Origin of the sequence: Microbaculum marinum, from assembly GCF_037855135.1 — a bacterium.
In the GTDB taxonomy this organism is placed as follows: Bacteria; Pseudomonadota; Alphaproteobacteria; order Rhizobiales; family Tepidamorphaceae; genus Microbaculum; species Microbaculum marinum.
In genome coordinates this window covers 144,396-162,362 of record NZ_JAZHOF010000003.1, presented here as the reverse complement: position 1 = coordinate 162,362, position 17,967 = coordinate 144,396, and the positions used below count along the sequence as shown (strand labels likewise).

The window sequence follows — 17,967 nt, the reverse complement described above, 5'->3', positions numbered from 1 at the left end:
CTTGGGAGGATTATCGCAATCGGAAGCCGACGCGCTCGAGACCGCGGCACGCTTCGCCGGGGAATACCGCAGGGCCGCCCCGGATCGGCCGGTCGCCGCGTCGAAGACCTATGCCGCGGTCCTCGAGCAGTTCCGCGAGCCGTTCCCGGAAACGGGGATGCACGCGCCGGAGGTGGTCACCGACCTGGTACGCCGCGCCGAGGGCGGATTGCTCGGAACGGTCAGTCCGAATTTCCACGGCTGGGTGATCGGGGCCTCCCATCCCGTCGGCGTTGCAGCGGACTGGCTGGCTTCCGCATGGGGGCAGGTCGCGAGTTTCGCCGATATTGCTCCGGCCTCGTGTGCGGCCGAGGAGGTCGCCGCCGACTGGATCGTGGACATGCTCGCACTGCCGGCCGGGTCGCAGGTCGGGTTCGCGACCGGTGCGACAATGGCGAATTTCGCGGCGCTTGCCGCCGCGCGGACGCATGTGCTCGACGCAGCGGGATGGGACGTGGAGGCGAAGGGCCTGTTCGGGGCGCCGGATGTCCACGTCGTCGTGGGCGGCGAGGCCCACTCATCGATCTTCCTGACCCTGCGCTATCTGGGCTTCGGATCGCAACGGGTTCATGTCGCCGCCTCCGACGACCAGGGCCGGATGCGACCGGACGCTCTGAGGGACGTGCTTGCGGGCGTCGGGGGTCCGACCATCGTCATCTTGCAGGCCGGCAACGTCAACAGCGGCGCGTTTGACCCGTTCGGCGAGCTGATCGGTCCTGCGCGCGAGGCCGGCGCCTGGATCCATGTCGACGGCGCGTTCGGCCTGTGGGCGGCTGCGGCGCCGTCGCTGCGGGACCTGACGGCGGGCATGGCCGACGCCGACAGCTGGGCGGCCGATGCACACAAGTGGCTGCAGGCACCGTACGATTGCGGCGTGGCGATCTCGCGCAACGGCGCGGCGATGCGCCGGGCGCTCGGCAGCACGGCCGCCTATCTGCCGCAGGTGGAGCGGCGCAATCCCTGCGATCTGGCTCCCGAGCTGTCGCGCCGCGCGCGCGGCCTGCCGGTCTGGGCGATCCTGAAGCACCTGGGGCGCGAGGGGGTCGCCGAGATGATCGAGCGCAATTGCGCGGTCGCGCGCCGGATCGCCGAGAGGCTTTCCGCGGAGCCGGGCCTCGCGGTGCTCAACGACGTCGTGCTGAACCAGGTTGCCGTTGCCTGCGGCGAGGCGGCCGGGGCGGAGGCGGATGACCTGACCAGGCGCACGCTTGCCGCCGTGCAGGCCGGCGGCGTCGCCTATCCGACCGCGGGAAACTGGCGCGGCCGCGAAATCATGCGGATCTCCGTTTCGGCGGGATCCGCCCGGCTGGAAGATGGCGACCGGACGGCCGCGGCGGTCATCGCGGCCTGGCGCGAGACGCAGGGGGCGAGATGAGCGCACCGACCGTCGTCTCCGCCAGAAACCTCGACCTCACCTTCGAGACCGCCGACGGTCCGGTCCAGGCGCTGTCGGGCATCGACCTCGACATCGAGCGCGGCGAGTTCGTCTCCCTGATCGGGCCGTCCGGCTGCGGCAAGACCACGCTGCTGCGGGTCATCGCCGATCTCGAGCAGCCGACCGGCGGCTCCATCACGGTGAACGGTGTCAGCCCCGACGAGGCCCGGCGCAGCCGCGCCTACGGCTACGTGTTCCAGGCCGCAGGGCTCTACCCCTGGCGCTCGATCGCCCGCAACGTCGCCCTGCCGCTGGAGATCATGGGAATCCCCCGCGCCGAGCAGAAGGAGCGGATCCGCAAGAACCTCGAACTCGTCAACCTGACCGGTTTCGAGGGCAAGTTTCCCTGGCAGCTCTCGGGCGGCATGCAGCAGCGCGCCTCGATCGCAAGGGCGCTGTCCTTCGATCCCGACCTGCTGCTGATGGACGAGCCGTTCGGCGCCCTCGACGAGATCGTCCGCGACCACCTGAACGAGCAGTTGCTGCAGCTGTGGGACAAGACCCGGAAGACCGTGGTCTTCGTGACCCACTCCATCCCGGAAGCGGTATTCCTGTCGACGCGCATCGTGGTGATGTCGCCCCGGCCTGGCCGCGTTCACGACGTGATTGCGTCGACGCTGCCCCGCCGGCGTGATCTCGACATCCGAGAGACGCCCGAATTCCTGGAGATCGCCCATCGCGTCCGCGAGGGCCTCAGGGCCGGGCACTCCTATGAGGATTAGGGTTCGCAAGAGGACTGGATCTCGATGAAACCGGTGTTCCTGCTTTGGCTTCTCGCGTCGATGGTCGCGTTCCTGAGCGCGGCCACTGCCTCGCGCGCCTATGTCACCAGCAACAATGTGGCGGTGCTGGTGCTGTCGCTCGCCCTCTACACGGCGGGCAACCTGATGATGGTCAACCTGATGCGCGAGGGCGGCCTCGGGCTCGCCATCTCGGCGTCCGCGATCGTCCAGCTCCTGCTCATCAACGTCATAGCCTTCGCCATATTCGGCGAACGCATGTCCGCGGTGCAGATCGCCGGCGTCGCACTTGGCGTCATATCAATGGGGCTGATGCTGTTTCCGATGCGGGGCCGGAGCTGACGATGACGGGAAAGGGGGCGCGCGCATCCGGCGACTCTGCGCTCGGCAATGCCGTGCCCGTGCTGGTCGTCATCCTGGCGATCGTCGCCGTCTGGTATGTCGCGGCCGTCTTCCTGAATGCCCCGTTCCAGCGCGACACCTACCGACGGGCCGGTCAGGACTACACGACCGGCCAGCTTGTTTCGGCCACGCTCAACCAGGAGCGCCCGGTTCTGCCGGCGCCGCACCAGGTTGCCGCCGAGATCAACAAGACGGTCTTCCAGCTCCCGCCCACTTCCAAGCGCAGCCTGATCTACCACGGCTGGATCACGCTTTCCTCGACGCTGCTCGGCTTCGCCATCGGGACGTTGCTCGGCATCGTCCTGGCAGTGGTCATCGTTCACAGCCGGACGATGTCCAAATCGCTGATGCCATGGATCATCGCCTCGCAGACGATCCCGATCCTGGCGGTCGCGCCGATGGTCATCGTGGTGCTGAACGCCGTCGGCATCACCGGCCTTCTTCCAAAGGCGCTGATCTCGGCGTTCCTGAGCTTCTTTCCGGTCACGGTCGGCGTGGTGAAGGGGTTGAGGTCGCCGGATCCCATCCACCTCGACCTGATGCGCACCTACAACGCCAGCAAGACCCAGGTATTCTGGAAAGTGCGGTGGCCGTCGTCGGTCCCGTTCCTGTTCGCGTCCATGAAGATCGCCATCGCCATCTCGCTGGTCGGTGCGATCGTCGGCGAGCTGCCGACCGGCGCAGTGGCGGGGCTGGGGGCGCGGCTGCTGGCCGGCTCCTACTACGGCCAGACGGTGCAGATCTGGTCGGCGCTGATCGCTGCGGCAATCATGGCCGCGATCCTTGTCGGCATCGTCGGCCTGATCAACCGGCAGGTGCTGCGCTCGATGGGGATGGCGAGATGATGCTTGCCGGTCGCCGCCAACCTCTCTTTCGTCATCCCGGCCAAGCGCAGCGCGAGCCGGGATCGGAGAACCATGTAGAGCGCGGGGGCTCGCAAGTCCCGGTTAGTTGCTTCGCAATTTGCGGGACGACGCCGGTGAGGTTGGGACCAGGCGCGGGAGGTGGTTCTTGAACAGCGACATTGCCCGCCGCGTCTCGCCGCTGCTTGCCGTGTCCGGGCCGCTCGCTTTCGTCGCGCTCTTTCTGCCGGCGAGCGGCGAGGGGGTCCGCGTTGCGGAAATGCCGGAGCTGGCGGCAGTGGCCGCGGCAATCCTCGTCTGCGCCGTGCTGTGCTGGTGGCGGCAGGCCTTCGTCATCCCGGCCACCGCGATCGCCGCCCACTTCGCTGCGTGGATTCTCGTATCCCGGGTAGCCGCCATCTCGGGGTCGTCGGGACTCGGCTTCTGGTGCCTTGTCGTCGCGGGCTGGCTGACGGCCTGGCGGCTGGTCGACGCGTTGTCGGCTCTGGAGCCGCGCGACATCGCGTGGCGCCGCCTGCTCGGCGTTGTCGTCCCGCTCCTGTTCGGCATCTGGATACTGATCCTCTGGGAACTGGTGGTGCGCGGCTTCGCTGTGCCGCAGGTGCTGCTGCCCGCGCCCGGGCAGATCGGCGCGCGGTTGGCCGCCTCCATCCCGACGCTGTGGGCGGACTTCCGGCAGACGTTCCTGAAGGCGGTTCTGATCGGCTACGTGCTCGGCTGCGGGTCGGGCTTCGTCGTGGCGATCCTCGTCGACCGGGTACCGTTCCTGCGCAAGGGCCTCCTGCCGATCGGCAATCTGGTCTCGGCGCTGCCGATCGTCGGCATTGCCCCGATAATGGTCATGTGGTTCGGCTTCGACTGGCCGTCCAAGGCCGCCGTCGTCGTGGTGATGACGTTCTTCCCGATGCTCGTGAACACGGTGGCAGGGCTTGCCGCGGCAGGCGCGCTTGAGCGCGACCTGATGCGTACCTACGCGGCGGACTACTGGCAGGATCTGTTCAAGCTGCGCTTGCCGGCCGCCATGCCTTTCATCTTCACGGCCTTGAAGATCAATTCGACGCTGGCGCTGATCGGCGCCATCGTTGCGGAGTTCTTCGGAACGCCCATCGTCGGCATGGGCTTCCGCATCTCGACCGAAGTCGGCCGCATGAACATCGACATGGTCTGGGCCGAAATCGCCGTCGCGGCGCTCGCCGGCTCGGTCTTCTATGCCCTGGTCGCGCTCGTGGAGCGGACCTTCACGTTCTGGCATCCGTCGTACCGCTGACGTCAAACGGTTCGTCGGAGCCCAATCCGGAGGAGTGGAATGAAAAAGCTACTGACTGCCACCATCACGGCGCTGGCGCTGACGAGCGCGCCCGCGCTCGCCAAGGACGAGGTCGTGCTGCAGCTCAAATGGGTGACGCAGGCCCAGTTCGCCGGCTACTACGTTGCCAAGGACAAGGGCTTCTACGACGAGGTCGATCTCGACGTGGAGATCAAGCCGGGCGGCCCGGACATCGCACCGCCGCAGGTGATCGCCGGCGGCGGTGCCGACGTCATCGTCGACTGGATGCCGTCCGCGCTCGCGTCGCGCGAGAAGGGCGTGCCGCTGGTCAACATTGCCCAGCCGTTCAAGAAGTCGGGCATGATGCTGACCTGCCTCAAGGAGACCGGCATAACCAAGCCGGAAGACTTCAAGGGCCGGACGCTCGGCGTCTGGTTCTTCGGTAACGAATATCCGTTCCTGTCTTGGATGTCGCATCTCGGTATCCCGACCGAGGGCGGGCCGGACGGGGTGACCGTTCTGAAGCAGGGCTTCAACGTCGACCCGTTGCTTCAGAAGCAGGCCGACTGCATCTCCACGATGACCTACAACGAGTATTGGCAGGTGATCGATGCGGGCATCAAGCCGGAGGAACTGCTGGTCTTCAAGTATGAGGACCAGGGTGCATCGACGATGGAGGACGGGCTCTACGTTCTCGAGGAGAACCTCGATGATCCGGCCTTCGTCGACAAGATGGCGCGCTTCGTCAAGGCTTCGATGAAGGGCTGGGAATATGCGCGCGAGCATCCCGACGAGGCGGCCGAGATCGTCCTCGACAACGACGCCACCGGTGCGCAGACCGAAAAGCACCAGAAGCGGATGATGGGGGAGATCAACAAGCTGACCGAAGGCTCGAACGGTACGCTCGATCCCGCCGACTACGAACGCACCGTCGAGATCCTTCTCGGCGGCGGTTCGGATCCGGTCATCACCAAGGAGCCCGAAGGGGCGTGGTCGCACGAGGTGACCGACAAGGCAAAATCGATGTGACTCAGTCGCATCTGTGACGCCGGCGAGGGGGCCCTGGGCCCCCTCGTTCGTTTGGCCATCATCCCGGGCTGCGGCTCGCGAGACACGGATCGAGAACGATGTGGGTCGGTCCGATCTGACTGTATCCGCCGCCGAAGGACACGGTCTCGCCAGGCTCCAGACCATTGGTGTCATACGTCACGCACATCACCTGGACCTGTTCGGGTTCGCACATGATCAGGTAGGCCAGCGCGCCGTCCCAATGGACTTCGGACAGCTTGCCGTCGATCGCCAGGCTGATGCGCACGTTCGTTTGCGGAGCGTTCTGCGCCCAGTGACCGATCGTCTCGCAGGTGGCAGGTGTTTCCGCCCACCCCTCGCCCGGCCGGAACGGGCTTTCCTGGTCGCAGCACTCCTGCGCCTGCGTCGCGGTGCAGGCGAGCGCCAGCATGGTCGCAAGTCCCGCAATCCCGCCGATCCGCGTGAGTCTCAACGTCGGCCCCCGTGGTTGTCCTCGCACGCCACTCTTGATCTCGCACCGGATGATGGCTGCATTTGGACCCTGCACGCGCGCAGCGGTCCGGCGACAGGAACGCCGAGACCGCCGGAGCAACCGGGCGCATGGGTGCGAATTCACGGACCGGGCGAACGCAAGCCGCCGAAGCCGTGCCGCAGCGAATCGCCAAGGTTGAATGTATCGAGACACCTGTCTAAACCGGGCATAACTGCGATTAGCGGGGTGAAGAGCGTCGCCACTTGGGGCATAGAAGGCATCAGCCGATGCCGCTCACCCCGGAAGGACCAATGGCCCACGTCACCGTCGTCGATCATCCGCTCGTCCAGCACAAGTTGTCGCGCCTCAGGGACAAGACCCGATCCACCGCGGGGTTCAGGCGGTTGATCAAGGAGGTGGCGCTGTTCCTGGGCTATGAAGTCACGCGGGACCTCCCCATGACGACGGAACGTATCGAGACGCCGCTGGCCGAGATGGACGCGCCGACGCTGATGGGCAAGAAGATGGTCTTCGCCTCGGTGCTGCGCGCCGGCGAGGGCATGATCGAGGGGCTGATCGAACTGGTGCCGTCCGCCCGTATCGCCCATATCGGTCTCTACCGCGATCCCGATACGCTGCAGCCGGTCCAGTATTATTTCAAGGCGCCCGAAGACATCGCCGACCGGCTGGTCATCGTCGTCGATCCGATGCTGGCCACCGGCAATTCCGTGTCCAAGGCGATAGACCTGCTGAAGGAGAAGGGCGCCAACAATCTGCGCCTGCTCTGCCTGCTGGCGGCGCCCGAAGGAATCGAGGCGCTCAAGCTGCGTCATCCCGACGTGCCGATCTTCACCGCGGCGATCGACGACCGCCTGAACGAACACGGCTATATCGTGCCGGGACTGGGCGACGCCGGGGACCGCATGTTCGGCACCAAATAGCCCCAGCGAAATCCGGAAACCAGCATCCGTTCGGCCAATATCGGCCATTCCCTTTATCTATTTGCCTTCTGTCCGTGGCCCGGGAATATGCCTCCATGGATACGCCCGCCGGCCCGCCGCCTTCCAATCTGTTCTACCAGTCACGCGCGCGCCGTCCGGTGCTCGACCGGGCAGAGGGCGTCTACCTGTGGGACCGCGACGGCAAGCGATATCTCGACGGCTCGTCAGGGGCGATGGTCTCCAATATTGGCCATTCCAACCCGCGCGTGCTGGCGGCGATGCGCGAGCAGATGGACAAGGCGACCTTCGGCTACCGCCTGCATTTCGAGAACGAGCCGGCGGAGAAACTGGCGAGCCTGGTGGCCTCGCTGATGCCGAAGGGGCTCGATCGCGTATTCTTCGTCTCAGGCGGCTCGGAGGCCGTGGAAAGCGCCCTGAAGCTCGCCCGGCAATGGGCCGTGGCGTCCGGCCAGGCCAGTCGCTGGAAGGTCATCTCGCGCTATCCCTCCTATCACGGCTCGACGCTGGGCGCGCTGGCGGTTACCGGAATGGCGCTGATGACGGCGCCGTTCTCGCCGATGCTGCGCGAGATGCCTCGCATTCCTGCTCCGACCTGCTACCTCGACCGCGACGAGCTGACGCCGGACGAACGCGGTCTGCGCTACGCCGAGATGCTCCGGACGGAGATCCTCAGGCAGGGGCCCGAGACCGTGCTGGGCTTCATCATGGAGCCTGTCGGCGGCGCCTCGACGGGCGCGTTGGTGGCGCCCGATCCATACTACGCCCGCATACGGGAGATCTGCGACGAATTCGGCATCCTGCTGATCTACGACGAAGTCATGAGCGGAGCCGGGCGAACGGGCAGGTTCTTGGCAGCCGAGCACTGGGGCATCCGGCCGGACATCGTCGTCGTTTCCAAGGGATTTGCGGCTGGATACTCCCCGCTCGGGGCGCTGATCGCCGATCGGCGGCTTGTCGAACCGGTCCTCGATGCGGGGGGCTTCATTCACGGCTACACCTATGCCGGCAATCCGCTGGCCTGCGCGGCGGGGCTGGCGGTCGTCGAGGAGACGCTCGAGCGCGACCTTATGGGAAATGCGACGCGGATCGGCGCATTGCTGAAAACCGAGCTGCGGGGACTGATGGCGCGGTATCCGTTCGTCGGCGACGTGCGCGGCAAGGGGCTGCTGCTCGCCTTCGAGCTGGTGTCGGACCGCGAGACAATGGAGCCGCTGCCGGTTGCATACGACGCCTACGTCCGTCTCGTCGAGCAGGCCTACGAGCGCGGGCTGATCATCTATTCGCGGCGAACCCGGGGCGGCCGGGCAGGCGACCACTTCCTGGTGTGTCCTCCCTTGATCGCCGACCGTGACCATGTTGCGGAGATCATGGAAAAGCTGACCGCGTCCCTCGACGCACTGGCCGGCGAACTCGGGCTGTCCAAGGGCAATGGTTAATCTAAGCAGGAAGAGGTGCCGGCTCGAGGGCGCCCGGCACCGGACGATTGTGTCAGGCCTGCGGAACCCTCTTTTCAACGGCTTCGCTGATGGTGCGGTAGACCGAGGCCGGCATCGCGCCGACGCCAAGTTCGCAGCCTTCGCTGTAGATCGCCACCATCACGTTGCCCCGCGTGGTGTCGGAGACAACTGCGATCACCGCGTCTCCCGGATAGGCCGTGCGTGGCGGATACTGATTGAGCATGGAAATCCACAGGCGAGCGGTTTCACCCTCGAGATCGGTGAGAACGGCGGCTCGACCGTCCTCGACCATCCGGTCGAGCACGCTTCGCGAGTATTGCAGGTCGCCGCAGGCGGGGCTCGCCGGATCGCTCGTGCGTGCAGCGCCACCCGTCGTCGCGGCAGCTATCGCCGCCGATGCTGCGATGGCGACGCACCAAGATCGGAAGGTCATTATTCCGATTCGAGCCGAACGGGCTGTCATGGCATCCCTCCAACACTGAGTTGGTTGGTTAACGCCAGACGCCCTGCCTGGTTCCAGTCCCCGCCCGCGGCGGCTAGCTGCTCGGCAGTCCAAGCTCGCGCTGCAGTTTCTTGGTGAGGCCGAGGGAGACGATGCGATGCGACTGGGCGATATACTGCATCAATTCCTCGTCGGTCAGGCCGGGGGCGGCGTGATGCTGGATCCATTTCATGCCGCGCGAGGCGAGATACGGTGCGGGCCGCAGACCCGGTTGTTCCTTCAGGATTTCGAAGCTGAGGGGGCTCACCTTGAAGGTGTAGGCCGGCGCGCCGTCGGCCCAGCCGCCGATCGCAAACACCTTGCCGCCGACCTTCCACACCTGTGCGCCACCCCACTGCACCACATGGGTGGTGGCGGGGAGCGCGCGGCAGAACGCGTTGAACTCGTCGTAGGTCATCGGCGACACCAGGCGGAAGGGGCGAACGTAGAGGGTATGGCGAAATGAAGGTGGTCTACAACGAGGCCCAGAAACTGCATTATCCACAGCATTTCGTGGCCAGCGGAACGATAACCGCAAATCCGGAGCAGCCGGAGCGTGCGGATCGTCTGTTCGCTGCTGCGGTCGGTATCGGGCTCGAGCACGAGATGACCGTGGACCAGGGGCTTGCCGGCATTTCTGCCGTTCACACGCCGGAATACCTGCAATTCCTGCAGCATGCCCACGAGCGCTGGCGCCGCCGTGAGGGAGCGTCCGCCGAGGTCATTCCGAACGTGCACCCGGTGCGGTCGACATCCGGCTACCCGGAGTCGGTCGATGGCCAGGCCGGCTTCCACATGGCCGACACGGCGTGCCCGATCTCGGCGGAGACCTGGGACGCGGTGCGGATGTCCGCCTCCACCGCCGTGCAGGCCGCCCGGCACGTGCTCGACGGCGAGTCATCGATCTACTCGCTTTGCCGGCCGCCTGGTCACCACGCCTACGCCGACATGGCCGGGGGATTCTGCTATCTCAACAATTCCGGGGTCGCCGCGCAGTGCCTGCGCGGCGACCACGACCGCGTCGCGATCCTCGACGTGGACCTGCACCACGGCAACGGCACACAGGGCATGTTCTACCGGCGTCCTGACGTGCTGACAGTGTCGCTGCATTGCGATCCCGCCCGCTTCTATCCGTTCTTCTGGGGATATGCCGACGAACGCGGTGAAGGTCCCGGTCTCGGCTACAACATGAACCTGCCGTTGCCGCGGCACGCCGGCGATGCGGAATTCCTCGAGGCTCTCGATGCCGCCATCGGCCGCATTGCCGCCTACAGCCCCGGCGCGCTTGTGGTTGCGCTGGGACTCGACGCGTACGAAGGCGATCCGTTCGGCGGTCTCTCCGTGACGACCACAGGCTTTGCCCGCATCGCCGAGAAGATTGCCGCATTGCGCTTGCCGACGGTGATCGTCCAGGAGGGGGGCTATCTGTGTGACGAACTCGGCGCCAACCTTGCCAGTTTCCTGACCGGGTTCGGGGAGAAGCATCGGGTTTAGACGGCGGCAGTGCCGGCCCGCCCTCGGTTACGGGAATCGGTCTATCCCGTCAGCGTCCGCTGGATTTGCGCCGTTCAGCCAAGCGGCAAGGGCTGTTCGAGCCCCGCGACTGCAAAATCCACCACGCGGCCGATGATCGCATCCGCGTCGGACATGTCGCAGACCCCGTCCGCGAGTGCGTCGAGCCGTTTCAAGTCGTGATAGATCGAGTGCAGGACGCCCATCGCAAAATGGAACCGCCACAGCAGTTCCGGGCGCGACAGCGCGGGCAGCGCGTTCGCGAGCGCAGCGACGAAACGTTCAAGATGCCGCACGTCCCGCTCCAGCATCGTGCGCATTTCCGCCGGCCCGTCGAGCGCCGCCCGGGCGACGAACTGCATGTAGATCGAGCGTCCGCCCGAGGCTTCTCCGCCTGCCAGAGTCGCGCGCAAGGGCGGTTCGAACAGGGCGCGCAGGATGTCGCGTACGGGCGCCGTACCGGGCGCGGCAAGTGCTTCAGCCTCGCGCAGGAGGCGGGCGCGCTCCCGGTTGATCGCCAGGCTGCCGCGCCGGAACACCTCCAGCAGCAGGGCGTCCTTGGTGCCGAAATGGTAGTTGACGGCGGCGAGGTTGACCCCCGCCTCCGCCGTCAGTGCGCGCATCGTGACGCCGGAATATCCCCGCTCGACGAACATCCGCTCGGCGGTGTCGAGGATGAGCGTTCGCGTCTCCTCGCCGCGCGGCGACCCCGGCCTTGGGTCGGCTGTTCCTGTCATGGGGCCGTCGGATCCGAGGCCGGTTACCCCGAAGCCCTCACGCCAGATATACCTTGCCTTCGCCTCCGGTGCGGGCGGGGTCGGCATTGCGGTACTTGCGAAGCTCCAGCCGCGCCATCTGGTTGCGGTGGACCTCGTCCGGACCGTCGACAATCCTGACGGTACGGGCGTAGGCATACGCATTGGCCATGACGTGATCGGCGACGCCGCCGGCGCCGAAGGCCTGAATTGCCCAGTCGATCACCTTGATCGCCGCATGCGGCGCCGCGACCTTGATCTCGGCGATTTCCATCCGCGCCTCCTTGTTGCCGACCGTGTCCATCTTCCACGCCGCGTGAAGGGTCAGGAGGCGAGCCTGGTCGAGGGCGATGCGCGACTCCGCGATGCGCTCCGACCATATCGACTGGTTGGCGATCGGTCCGCCAAAGGCTTCGCGGCTTTCCAGACGCCTGCAGGCGCGCTCGAGGGCGCGCTCGGCGACCCCGATGATCCGCATGCAGTGGTGGATGCGTCCCGGTCCAAGCCGTCCCTGCGCAATCTCGAAGCCACGACCCTCGCCGAGCAGGATGTTCGAGGCCGGTACCCGGACATTGTCGAAACGCACCTCCATGTGGCCGTGCGGCGCGTCGTCGAAACCGAACACCGGCAGATGGCGCACGATGGTGACGCCGGGGTGGGGAAGGGGAACCAGCACCATCGACTGCTGCCGGTGACGGTCGGGATTGTCCGGGTCGGACTTGCCCATGACGATCAGGATCCGGCACCGCGGATCGCCTGCGCCCGACGACCACCACTTGTGGCCGTTGATGACGTATTCGTCGCCGTCGCGACGGATCTCGGTCTGGATGTTCGTGGCGTCCGAGGATGCAACGGCAGGCTCCGTCATCGAGAAGGCGGAGCGGATCTCGCCGTTCAGGAGCGGTGTCAGCCACTTCTCCTTGTGCTCGGGCGTCCCGTAGCGGACCAACACCTCCATATTGCCGGTGTCGGGGGCCGAGCAGTTGAAAATCTCGGCGGCGAAATGGCTGCGGCCCATGATCTCGGCGAGCGGCGCGTATTCGAGATTGGTCAGTCCCGCACCCAGTTCGGATTCCGGCAGGAACAGATTCCACAGGCCCTGGTCCCGCGCGAGGGTCTTCAACCTCTCCAGGGTGGGTATTGTCTGCCAGCGGTCGCCGCCCTGGTCGATCTCCGCGTACATCCGTTCCTCATTGGGATAGACGTGCTCGGCCATGAAGTTCAGCAGTTGCTCCCGCAGGTCCCGGGTGCGCGGCGAAAACTCGAAATCCATTCCGTCCTCCTCGACCGTGATCGCTCCGATTTGCCGTTCCGCTCCGGCACAGTCCGAATGGGTACCAGCAATTCATACAGGTGTTTGAACGGACCTTATTTCAAACGCATGTATGAATCAATGGCGTCTCCAGCAGAGCTCTCAGGGGGATGCTCCAGACGAGCGTTGTTTGTTCCACTGGCATGATCAGGTATTGGAGGGTCTTCCATGCGCGAGACAGGAAACATGCCCCGATGCCCGGCCCGACGCCGCCCGAGAAGCTGACGGTCGACGCCGTGAACGCATTGGTCGGCCAACCGCTGGCGCCGTCGCGCTGGCGGGTGATCGATCAGGCGATGATCGACGACTTCGCTGATCTCATAAACGATCATCAGTACATCCATGTCGATCCGGTACGCGCCCGCGCCTCTCCGTTCGGCGGGACGGTCGCGCATGGATTCCTGTCGCTGTCGATTTTCGGAGGCCTTGCCGCCGAGATCGCGCCCAAGCTGGAAAACGGCCAGATGTCCGTCAATTATGGGTTTGACCGCATTCGATTCGCGGCGCCCGTGCGCGAGGGCGCGGAGGTGCGTACCGTTCTGACGTTGAAGGCGGTCGAGGCCCAGGGCTCCGGGGTCGTCAACCTGCTCTATGACGCAGTCCTCGAAATAAGGGGCGAGGGCAAGCCCGCGATAGTCGCCGAATGGCGCGTCAGACACTATCTTCAGGGCGAAGCGGCCGGCCTTGGCGCCTAGCGTTTTTGTCCGCTGCATTGGCGAGCGGAGCAGCGCGAAAACAAAACACGCCATCGACGGGCGAATGTGTTTAAATAGCAGGCGTCCCCCGGTGCCAGTTGTGTTACACTTGCATTCCGAGCGGGAAACAGGAAATGCGACTGACCAAACAAACCGGATATGCGCTGCGCATTCTCCTGCATTGCGCGATGGCGGGCGACCGTTCGGTCACCGTTGCAGATGTCGCCAAGGCTCAGCACATAACCGAGCATAACGTCTTCAAGATCGTGCCGATCCTGGTGGAAGGCGGCTTCCTGGAGACGTCCCGCGGCCGGGGCGGCGGCATCCGGCTTGCGCGCGATCCGGCTGACATCCGCATCGGCGACGTGGTGAGGGTCACGGAGGAGACGCATATCGAGGCCGAGTGTTTCGGCGGTGGAGCGGAATGCGTGATCCGCCCGGTCGCCCCGATCAACCGGATCTTCGACGATGCACTCGGCGCCTTCATCGAGGTGCTCGACCAGCACACCCTTCGCGATATCGTGACCGCACGACCGGCCAAGGCCGGTGCCAAGAGCGTCCTGGACGCGATTGCGCCAATCTGACTCCGGAGGCGGTCGTGCAATTGACGTCTGATGCGACGGCCGTGCCCGGAGCGCCGCATGTCCTCAAGCTACGACATCGATAGGACTTCGCCGGATCCTGCTGCGAATCCCGTCGTCGTGGAGGTGACGCGAGGCCCTCTGGTCGAAAGCTTCCATCGCGGCAGGCTGGCCATTTTCGACGCCGGAGACGACCTGGTGTTCTCGGCAGGAGACGTTTCGGCGCCGGTCTATCCGCGCTCTGCGATCAAGGCGCTGCAGGCCCTGCCTCTGGTAGAGGACGGCGCGGCCGACGCTTTCGGGTTCAGCGACGCTGAAATCGCGCTCACCTGCTCGTCCCACAACGGCGAAGCCGGACACGTTGCGGCGGCACGATCCATGCTCGCCAAGGCGGGCGTGGACGAATCCTGGCTCGAATGCGGCCCGCAGGACCCGGCCAGGGACGCGGACCGGATCGCCCTTGCCGAGGCCGGTGCGTCTCCGGGTCCCATACACAACAACTGTTCGGGCAAGCATGCCGGGATGCTTGCGCTGGCGCGGCATATGGGTGTCGACCCGCGTGGTTACTCCCGGCCGGACCACCCGGTTCAGCATCGCGTGCGCCAGACGATGAGCGAGATGGCCGGGGTCGACCTCACAGCGGACCTCTGCGGCATCGACGGCTGCTCACTGCCGACGTGGGCTGCGCCCCTCACGGCATGGGCAAGGGCGTTCGCGCTGCTCGCTACGGGCGGTCGTCTCGCCGAGAACCGCAGGACGGCGCTCGAGCGGATCCGTGCAGCCTGCGGCGCGCATCCTTTCATGGTGGCGGGCACAGGACGCTTCTGCACGCTGGTCATGGAGCGGGCCGGATCCGCCGCATTCGTCAAGACCGGCGCGGAGGGGGTCTTCTGTGCCGCATTTCCCGGGACCGGCCTTGGCATCGCGCTGAAGATCGACGACGGCGCGACCCGGGCTTCGGAGGTGCTGATGGCCGAGGTGATACTGAGGGGAGCCGGATTGCCAGCCGAGGCGGCCGCCAGGATCGCGGGCCTCGCCCGTCCTTCCGTCCTGAACCGGATCGGTGCTCGCGTCGGCGAGATACGAGTTGCCGAAGGGATCAGCGATGCGCTGGCGGACGCGGTCCGGTGACGCGCCGGTTGGCGCAACGGGAGCGCTCCCCTATAAGACCCGCCCAGGCGGGAGGGCACAGGTCCGGTCTGAGTAAGGTGGGCTGGAACCGGCCCGATTTTGCCCTATAATATAGATGATTGTATATGCAACTGGAGAGCCGAGATGACCGCTTGCATCGTTGGTTGGGCGCATTCGCCCTTTGGCAAGCTCGAGGGTGAGACCGTCGAGAACCTGATCGTCGGCGTCGCCGGCGAAGCTCTTGCGCATGCGGGTATCGGCCCGGACGAGGTCGATGAGATCGTCCTCGGTCATTTCAACGGCGGCTTCTCGCCCCAGGACTTCACAGCGTCGCTGGTCCTGCAGTCCAGTGACGACCTGCGTTTCAAGCCTGCGACCCGCGTCGAGAATGCCTGCGCGACGGGATCCGCTGCGGTCCACCAGGGTATCAAGACGATCCGCGCCGGAGCCGCCAGGGTCGTCCTCGTCGTGGGCGTGGAGAAGATGACCTCCACCCCCGGTCCGGAAATCGGCAACATCCTGCTCAAGGCGTCCTACCTGCCTGAGGACGGCGAGACGCCGGCCGGTTTTGCGGGCGTGTTCGGCAAGATCGCTCACAACTACTTCCAGCGCTGGGGCGACCAGTCCGACGCGCTGGCCCGGATCGCCGCCAAGAACCACAGGAACGGCGTCGCCAATCCCTACGCGCAGATGCGCAAGGATCTTGGTTACGACTTCTGCCGCGCCGAGAGCGAGAAGAACCCCTACGTCGCCGGTCCCCTGAAGCGCACCGACTGTTCGCTGGTGTCGGACGGCGCCGCCGCGATCGTGCTCGCCGATACGCAGACCGCCCTGAAGATGGACCGGGCCGTCGCATTCCGGGCCGCCCAGCACGTGCAGGATTTCCTGCCGATGTCGAAGCGCGACATCCTCAAGTTCGAGGGCGGTGCCGAGGCGTGGAAGCGGGCGCTGGCGGAAGCCGGTGTCGCCATCGACGATCTGTCCTTCGTCGAGACCCACGACTGTTTCACCATCGCCGAACTGATCGAATACGAGGCGATGGGCCTTGCGCCGGAAGGGCAGGGCGCAAGCGTGGCGATCGAAGGCCAGACCGAGATCGGCGGACGCCTGCCGGTCAACCCCTCCGGCGGCCTCAAGGCCAAGGGCCACCCGATCGGGGCCACCGGCGTGTCGATGCATGCCCTGACCGCCATGCAACTCACCGGCACTGCGCCGGAGGGCATGCAGATCGAGGGCGCAGATCTCGGCGGCATCTTCAACATGGGCGGCGCAGCCGTTGCCAACTACGTCTCGATCCTGGAACGGATCAAGTAGGGTTCTTCGGCGAACACGGGATCCGGGGAGGACTATCCGACCCGGTTCCCGCTGAGTGTCAGCTCCGGAAAATCCTCGGCTCCCTCCACTGCGAGGTCGCCGGTCACGGCGGCTTCCCACTCCATGCCGAGAATCGCCGCCCTTGAAACGTGCGATATCAGGTTATCGGCGACCAGCACGTTCTTGACGCCGTCGACCACCGATATCTCGAATCCCACCGCGGCGTTGCGCACGATGTTTCCGGTTGCGGCGACGTCGCGGAGGTAAGGGCCGTAGCCCAGCGCATATCCGGCATTTACGGCATTCTCCACCACGTTGCCGGTCAGGGTGGTATCGGCCGAGACGAAGATGCCGTTGCCGCGCGGTTCGGCGAATTCCCCGATCTCGATGTTGCGGACGAGATTGCCGGACACGACGGCCAACCGTCCCCCGCGGTCGAAATTGGTGACGGAGATGCCGTGCGTGGCGCGGTCGACGATATTGTTGGAGATGACCGCTCCGTTGAACTCGAACTCCACGAAGATCGCCACCTCGCCGAGCCGGGCGCAGTTGTTCTGCGAGACGATGGCGTCGGAGCCGGCATTGACCCGGATGGCCGAGAACGTGCAGTCGGTGACACGGTTGTTGGAGACGGTCACGCCGCCGCCGCGGAAAACGACGATGCCATTGCCATAGGGGCCGTCGCCGCCGGAGCGGTTGTCGATGCGTTCGACATGATTGCCCGTTATCCGCGCCCCGTCGCTCCTTGCCTCCGACTGCCAGACCATGATGCCGTTGTCCCCGCAGTCGCGAACGCGATTGTCGGATATTTCGAGGTTTCTGCCGTCCAGCGAGAATAGCGCCGCGCCCAGGGCGCCCGCGATCCGCGAGCCGGCGACACGACCGCCGCAGGCGCGCAGATAGAGGCCGTCCGCCCAGCTGTTCTCGACCGCGCAGTCTGTCACGTCGACGTCGTCGACCTCGACCATCTCCACCAGCGCCTGGGCATCGCCAAGGTCCCGCGCCATTCCGTCCAGCACGAGACCGGCAAGGCCGGCCCTCGCCGCCCCCCGGGCCGAGATCAGCGGCCCGCCGCCCGTGGAGACGATCCGCGTGGCGCCGGGTATTCCGACGAGCCTTGCTCCTGCGTTCAGATGCAGGGTCGCGGCGTGATAGCGCCCCGGCCGCAGAAACAGTGGCGTGCCGCTGATGCGCGTTTCGTCGATGGCATGTTGTATCGCCGCGGTCTGGTCGGTCGAAGTGTCTGGTTGGACACCGTATTGCGCCGCGTCCATGCCATCGACCTGGGCGCACGCGCTGCGGGCGCCCGCAACGCAAGCCACCATTGCGGTTGCCCCGGAGAGGAGGCTACGTCGCGAAATCCTCCCGGGCTTGCTCATGTCGAAACTCCAGCGGTTACGGCCCGCCCCCTCGTCTACCACGATGGAACGCAGCGCCAATTGTTCGCGTTGTCCCGGAGCTTCGACGTGCGCAACGCTTGCCGTGTTGCCCGCGCGCCCTCCAAGGCCTATCTATTGCCG

The 17,967-nt window shown here is 65.9% G+C and carries 19 protein-coding genes; 13 read left to right on the top strand and 6 right to left on the bottom strand.

The window, feature by feature from the left end; genetic code table 11:
• The first annotated feature begins 1 nt into the window (after window position 1).
• The 6 genes from V3328_RS07895 (at window position 2) to V3328_RS07870 (ending at window position 5,775) form a co-directional block, all read left to right on the top strand.
• The gene (locus tag V3328_RS07895; protein WP_340329092.1) at window positions 2-1,414 is read left to right on the top strand and encodes a pyridoxal phosphate-dependent decarboxylase family protein; all 1,413 of its coding nucleotides are present in this window, start codon (window positions 2-4) and stop codon (window positions 1,412-1,414) included.
• On the top strand, window positions 1,411-2,196 hold the full coding sequence (locus V3328_RS07890) for an ABC transporter ATP-binding protein (protein WP_340329091.1): 786 nt from the start codon (window positions 1,411-1,413) through the stop codon (window positions 2,194-2,196). Before V3328_RS07895 ends, V3328_RS07890 begins: the two co-directional genes overlap by 4 nt.
• A gap of 24 nt (window positions 2,197-2,220) precedes the next feature.
• Complete coding sequence (locus V3328_RS07885) at window positions 2,221-2,556, top strand: hypothetical protein (protein ID WP_340329090.1); 336 nt, start codon at window positions 2,221-2,223, stop codon at window positions 2,554-2,556.
• Between the two features lie 2 nt (window positions 2,557-2,558).
• Window positions 2,559-3,461: an ABC transporter permease gene (locus tag V3328_RS07880; RefSeq protein ID WP_340329089.1), complete on the top strand. Its 903-nt coding sequence runs from the start codon at window positions 2,559-2,561 to the stop codon at window positions 3,459-3,461.
• A 199-nt stretch (window positions 3,462-3,660) separates the two neighbouring features.
• Entirely contained in the window at window positions 3,661-4,746 is a 1,086-nt protein-coding gene (locus tag V3328_RS07875) for an ABC transporter permease (protein ID WP_378758936.1), read from the top strand.
• A 39-nt stretch (window positions 4,747-4,785) separates the two neighbouring features.
• The gene (locus tag V3328_RS07870) at window positions 4,786-5,775 is read left to right on the top strand and encodes an ABC transporter substrate-binding protein (protein ID WP_340329087.1); all 990 of its coding nucleotides are present in this window, start codon (window positions 4,786-4,788) and stop codon (window positions 5,773-5,775) included.
• A gap of 58 nt (window positions 5,776-5,833) precedes the next feature.
• On the opposite strand, the gene V3328_RS07865 is transcribed toward V3328_RS07870, so the two are convergent.
• The gene (locus tag V3328_RS07865; protein WP_340329086.1) at window positions 5,834-6,247 is read right to left on the bottom strand and encodes a hypothetical protein; all 414 of its coding nucleotides are present in this window, start codon (window positions 6,245-6,247) and stop codon (window positions 5,834-5,836) included.
• A 311-nt stretch (window positions 6,248-6,558) separates the two neighbouring features.
• Between V3328_RS07865 and upp the strand changes: the two genes are divergently transcribed.
• Window positions 6,559-7,188, top strand: a complete 630-nt coding sequence (upp, locus tag V3328_RS07860; RefSeq protein WP_340329085.1) for a uracil phosphoribosyltransferase — start codon at window positions 6,559-6,561, stop codon at window positions 7,186-7,188.
• A 95-nt stretch (window positions 7,189-7,283) separates the two neighbouring features.
• On the top strand, window positions 7,284-8,645 hold the full coding sequence (locus V3328_RS07855; protein ID WP_340329084.1) for an aminotransferase family protein: 1,362 nt from the start codon (window positions 7,284-7,286) through the stop codon (window positions 8,643-8,645).
• Between the two features lie 52 nt (window positions 8,646-8,697).
• On the opposite strand, the gene V3328_RS07850 is transcribed toward V3328_RS07855, so the two are convergent.
• Together V3328_RS07850 and V3328_RS07845 are read right to left on the bottom strand one after the other, a co-directional pair.
• On the bottom strand, window positions 8,698-9,099 hold the full coding sequence (locus V3328_RS07850) for a hypothetical protein (protein WP_340329083.1): 402 nt from the start codon (window positions 9,097-9,099) through the stop codon (window positions 8,698-8,700).
• Window positions 9,100-9,202: 103 nt separating this feature from the next.
• On the bottom strand, window positions 9,203-9,565 hold the full coding sequence (locus V3328_RS07845; RefSeq protein WP_340329082.1) for an MmcQ/YjbR family DNA-binding protein: 363 nt from the start codon (window positions 9,563-9,565) through the stop codon (window positions 9,203-9,205).
• Between the two features lie 44 nt (window positions 9,566-9,609).
• Between V3328_RS07845 and V3328_RS07840 the strand changes: the two genes are divergently transcribed.
• The gene (locus V3328_RS07840; protein WP_340329081.1) at window positions 9,610-10,641 is read left to right on the top strand and encodes a histone deacetylase family protein; all 1,032 of its coding nucleotides are present in this window, start codon (window positions 9,610-9,612) and stop codon (window positions 10,639-10,641) included.
• 74 nt (window positions 10,642-10,715) lie between these two features.
• Here the strand turns inward: V3328_RS07840 and V3328_RS07835 are convergent, their stop codons facing one another.
• Both V3328_RS07835 and V3328_RS07830 read right to left on the bottom strand, forming a co-directional pair.
• The gene (locus V3328_RS07835) at window positions 10,716-11,396 is read right to left on the bottom strand and encodes a TetR/AcrR family transcriptional regulator (RefSeq protein ID WP_340329080.1); all 681 of its coding nucleotides are present in this window, start codon (window positions 11,394-11,396) and stop codon (window positions 10,716-10,718) included.
• Window positions 11,397-11,433: 37 nt separating this feature from the next.
• Window positions 11,434-12,687, bottom strand: coding sequence for an acyl-CoA dehydrogenase family protein (locus tag V3328_RS07830; RefSeq protein ID WP_340329079.1), 1,254 nt, complete (start codon window positions 12,685-12,687; stop codon window positions 11,434-11,436).
• 149 nt (window positions 12,688-12,836) lie between these two features.
• Between V3328_RS07830 and V3328_RS07825 the strand changes: the two genes are divergently transcribed.
• The 4 genes from V3328_RS07825 (at window position 12,837) to V3328_RS07810 (ending at window position 16,447) form a co-directional block, all read left to right on the top strand.
• Window positions 12,837-13,421: a MaoC family dehydratase gene (locus V3328_RS07825; protein ID WP_340329078.1), complete on the top strand. Its 585-nt coding sequence runs from the start codon at window positions 12,837-12,839 to the stop codon at window positions 13,419-13,421.
• Window positions 13,422-13,555: 134 nt separating this feature from the next.
• Window positions 13,556-14,005 (top strand): RrF2 family transcriptional regulator, encoded by a 450-nt coding sequence (locus V3328_RS07820; protein ID WP_340329077.1) that lies wholly within the window; start codon window positions 13,556-13,558, stop codon window positions 14,003-14,005.
• Between the two features lie 57 nt (window positions 14,006-14,062).
• Complete coding sequence (locus V3328_RS07815) at window positions 14,063-15,133, top strand: asparaginase (protein ID WP_340329076.1); 1,071 nt, start codon at window positions 14,063-14,065, stop codon at window positions 15,131-15,133.
• A gap of 144 nt (window positions 15,134-15,277) precedes the next feature.
• Entirely contained in the window at window positions 15,278-16,447 is a 1,170-nt protein-coding gene (locus tag V3328_RS07810) for an acetyl-CoA acetyltransferase (protein ID WP_340329075.1), read from the top strand.
• A gap of 32 nt (window positions 16,448-16,479) precedes the next feature.
• Here V3328_RS07810 and V3328_RS07805 read toward each other — a convergent pair whose 3' ends face one another.
• Window positions 16,480-17,826 (bottom strand): TIGR03808 family TAT-translocated repetitive protein, encoded by a 1,347-nt coding sequence (locus V3328_RS07805; RefSeq protein WP_340329074.1) that lies wholly within the window; start codon window positions 17,824-17,826, stop codon window positions 16,480-16,482.
• Between the last annotated feature and the right edge of the window lie 141 nt (window positions 17,827-17,967).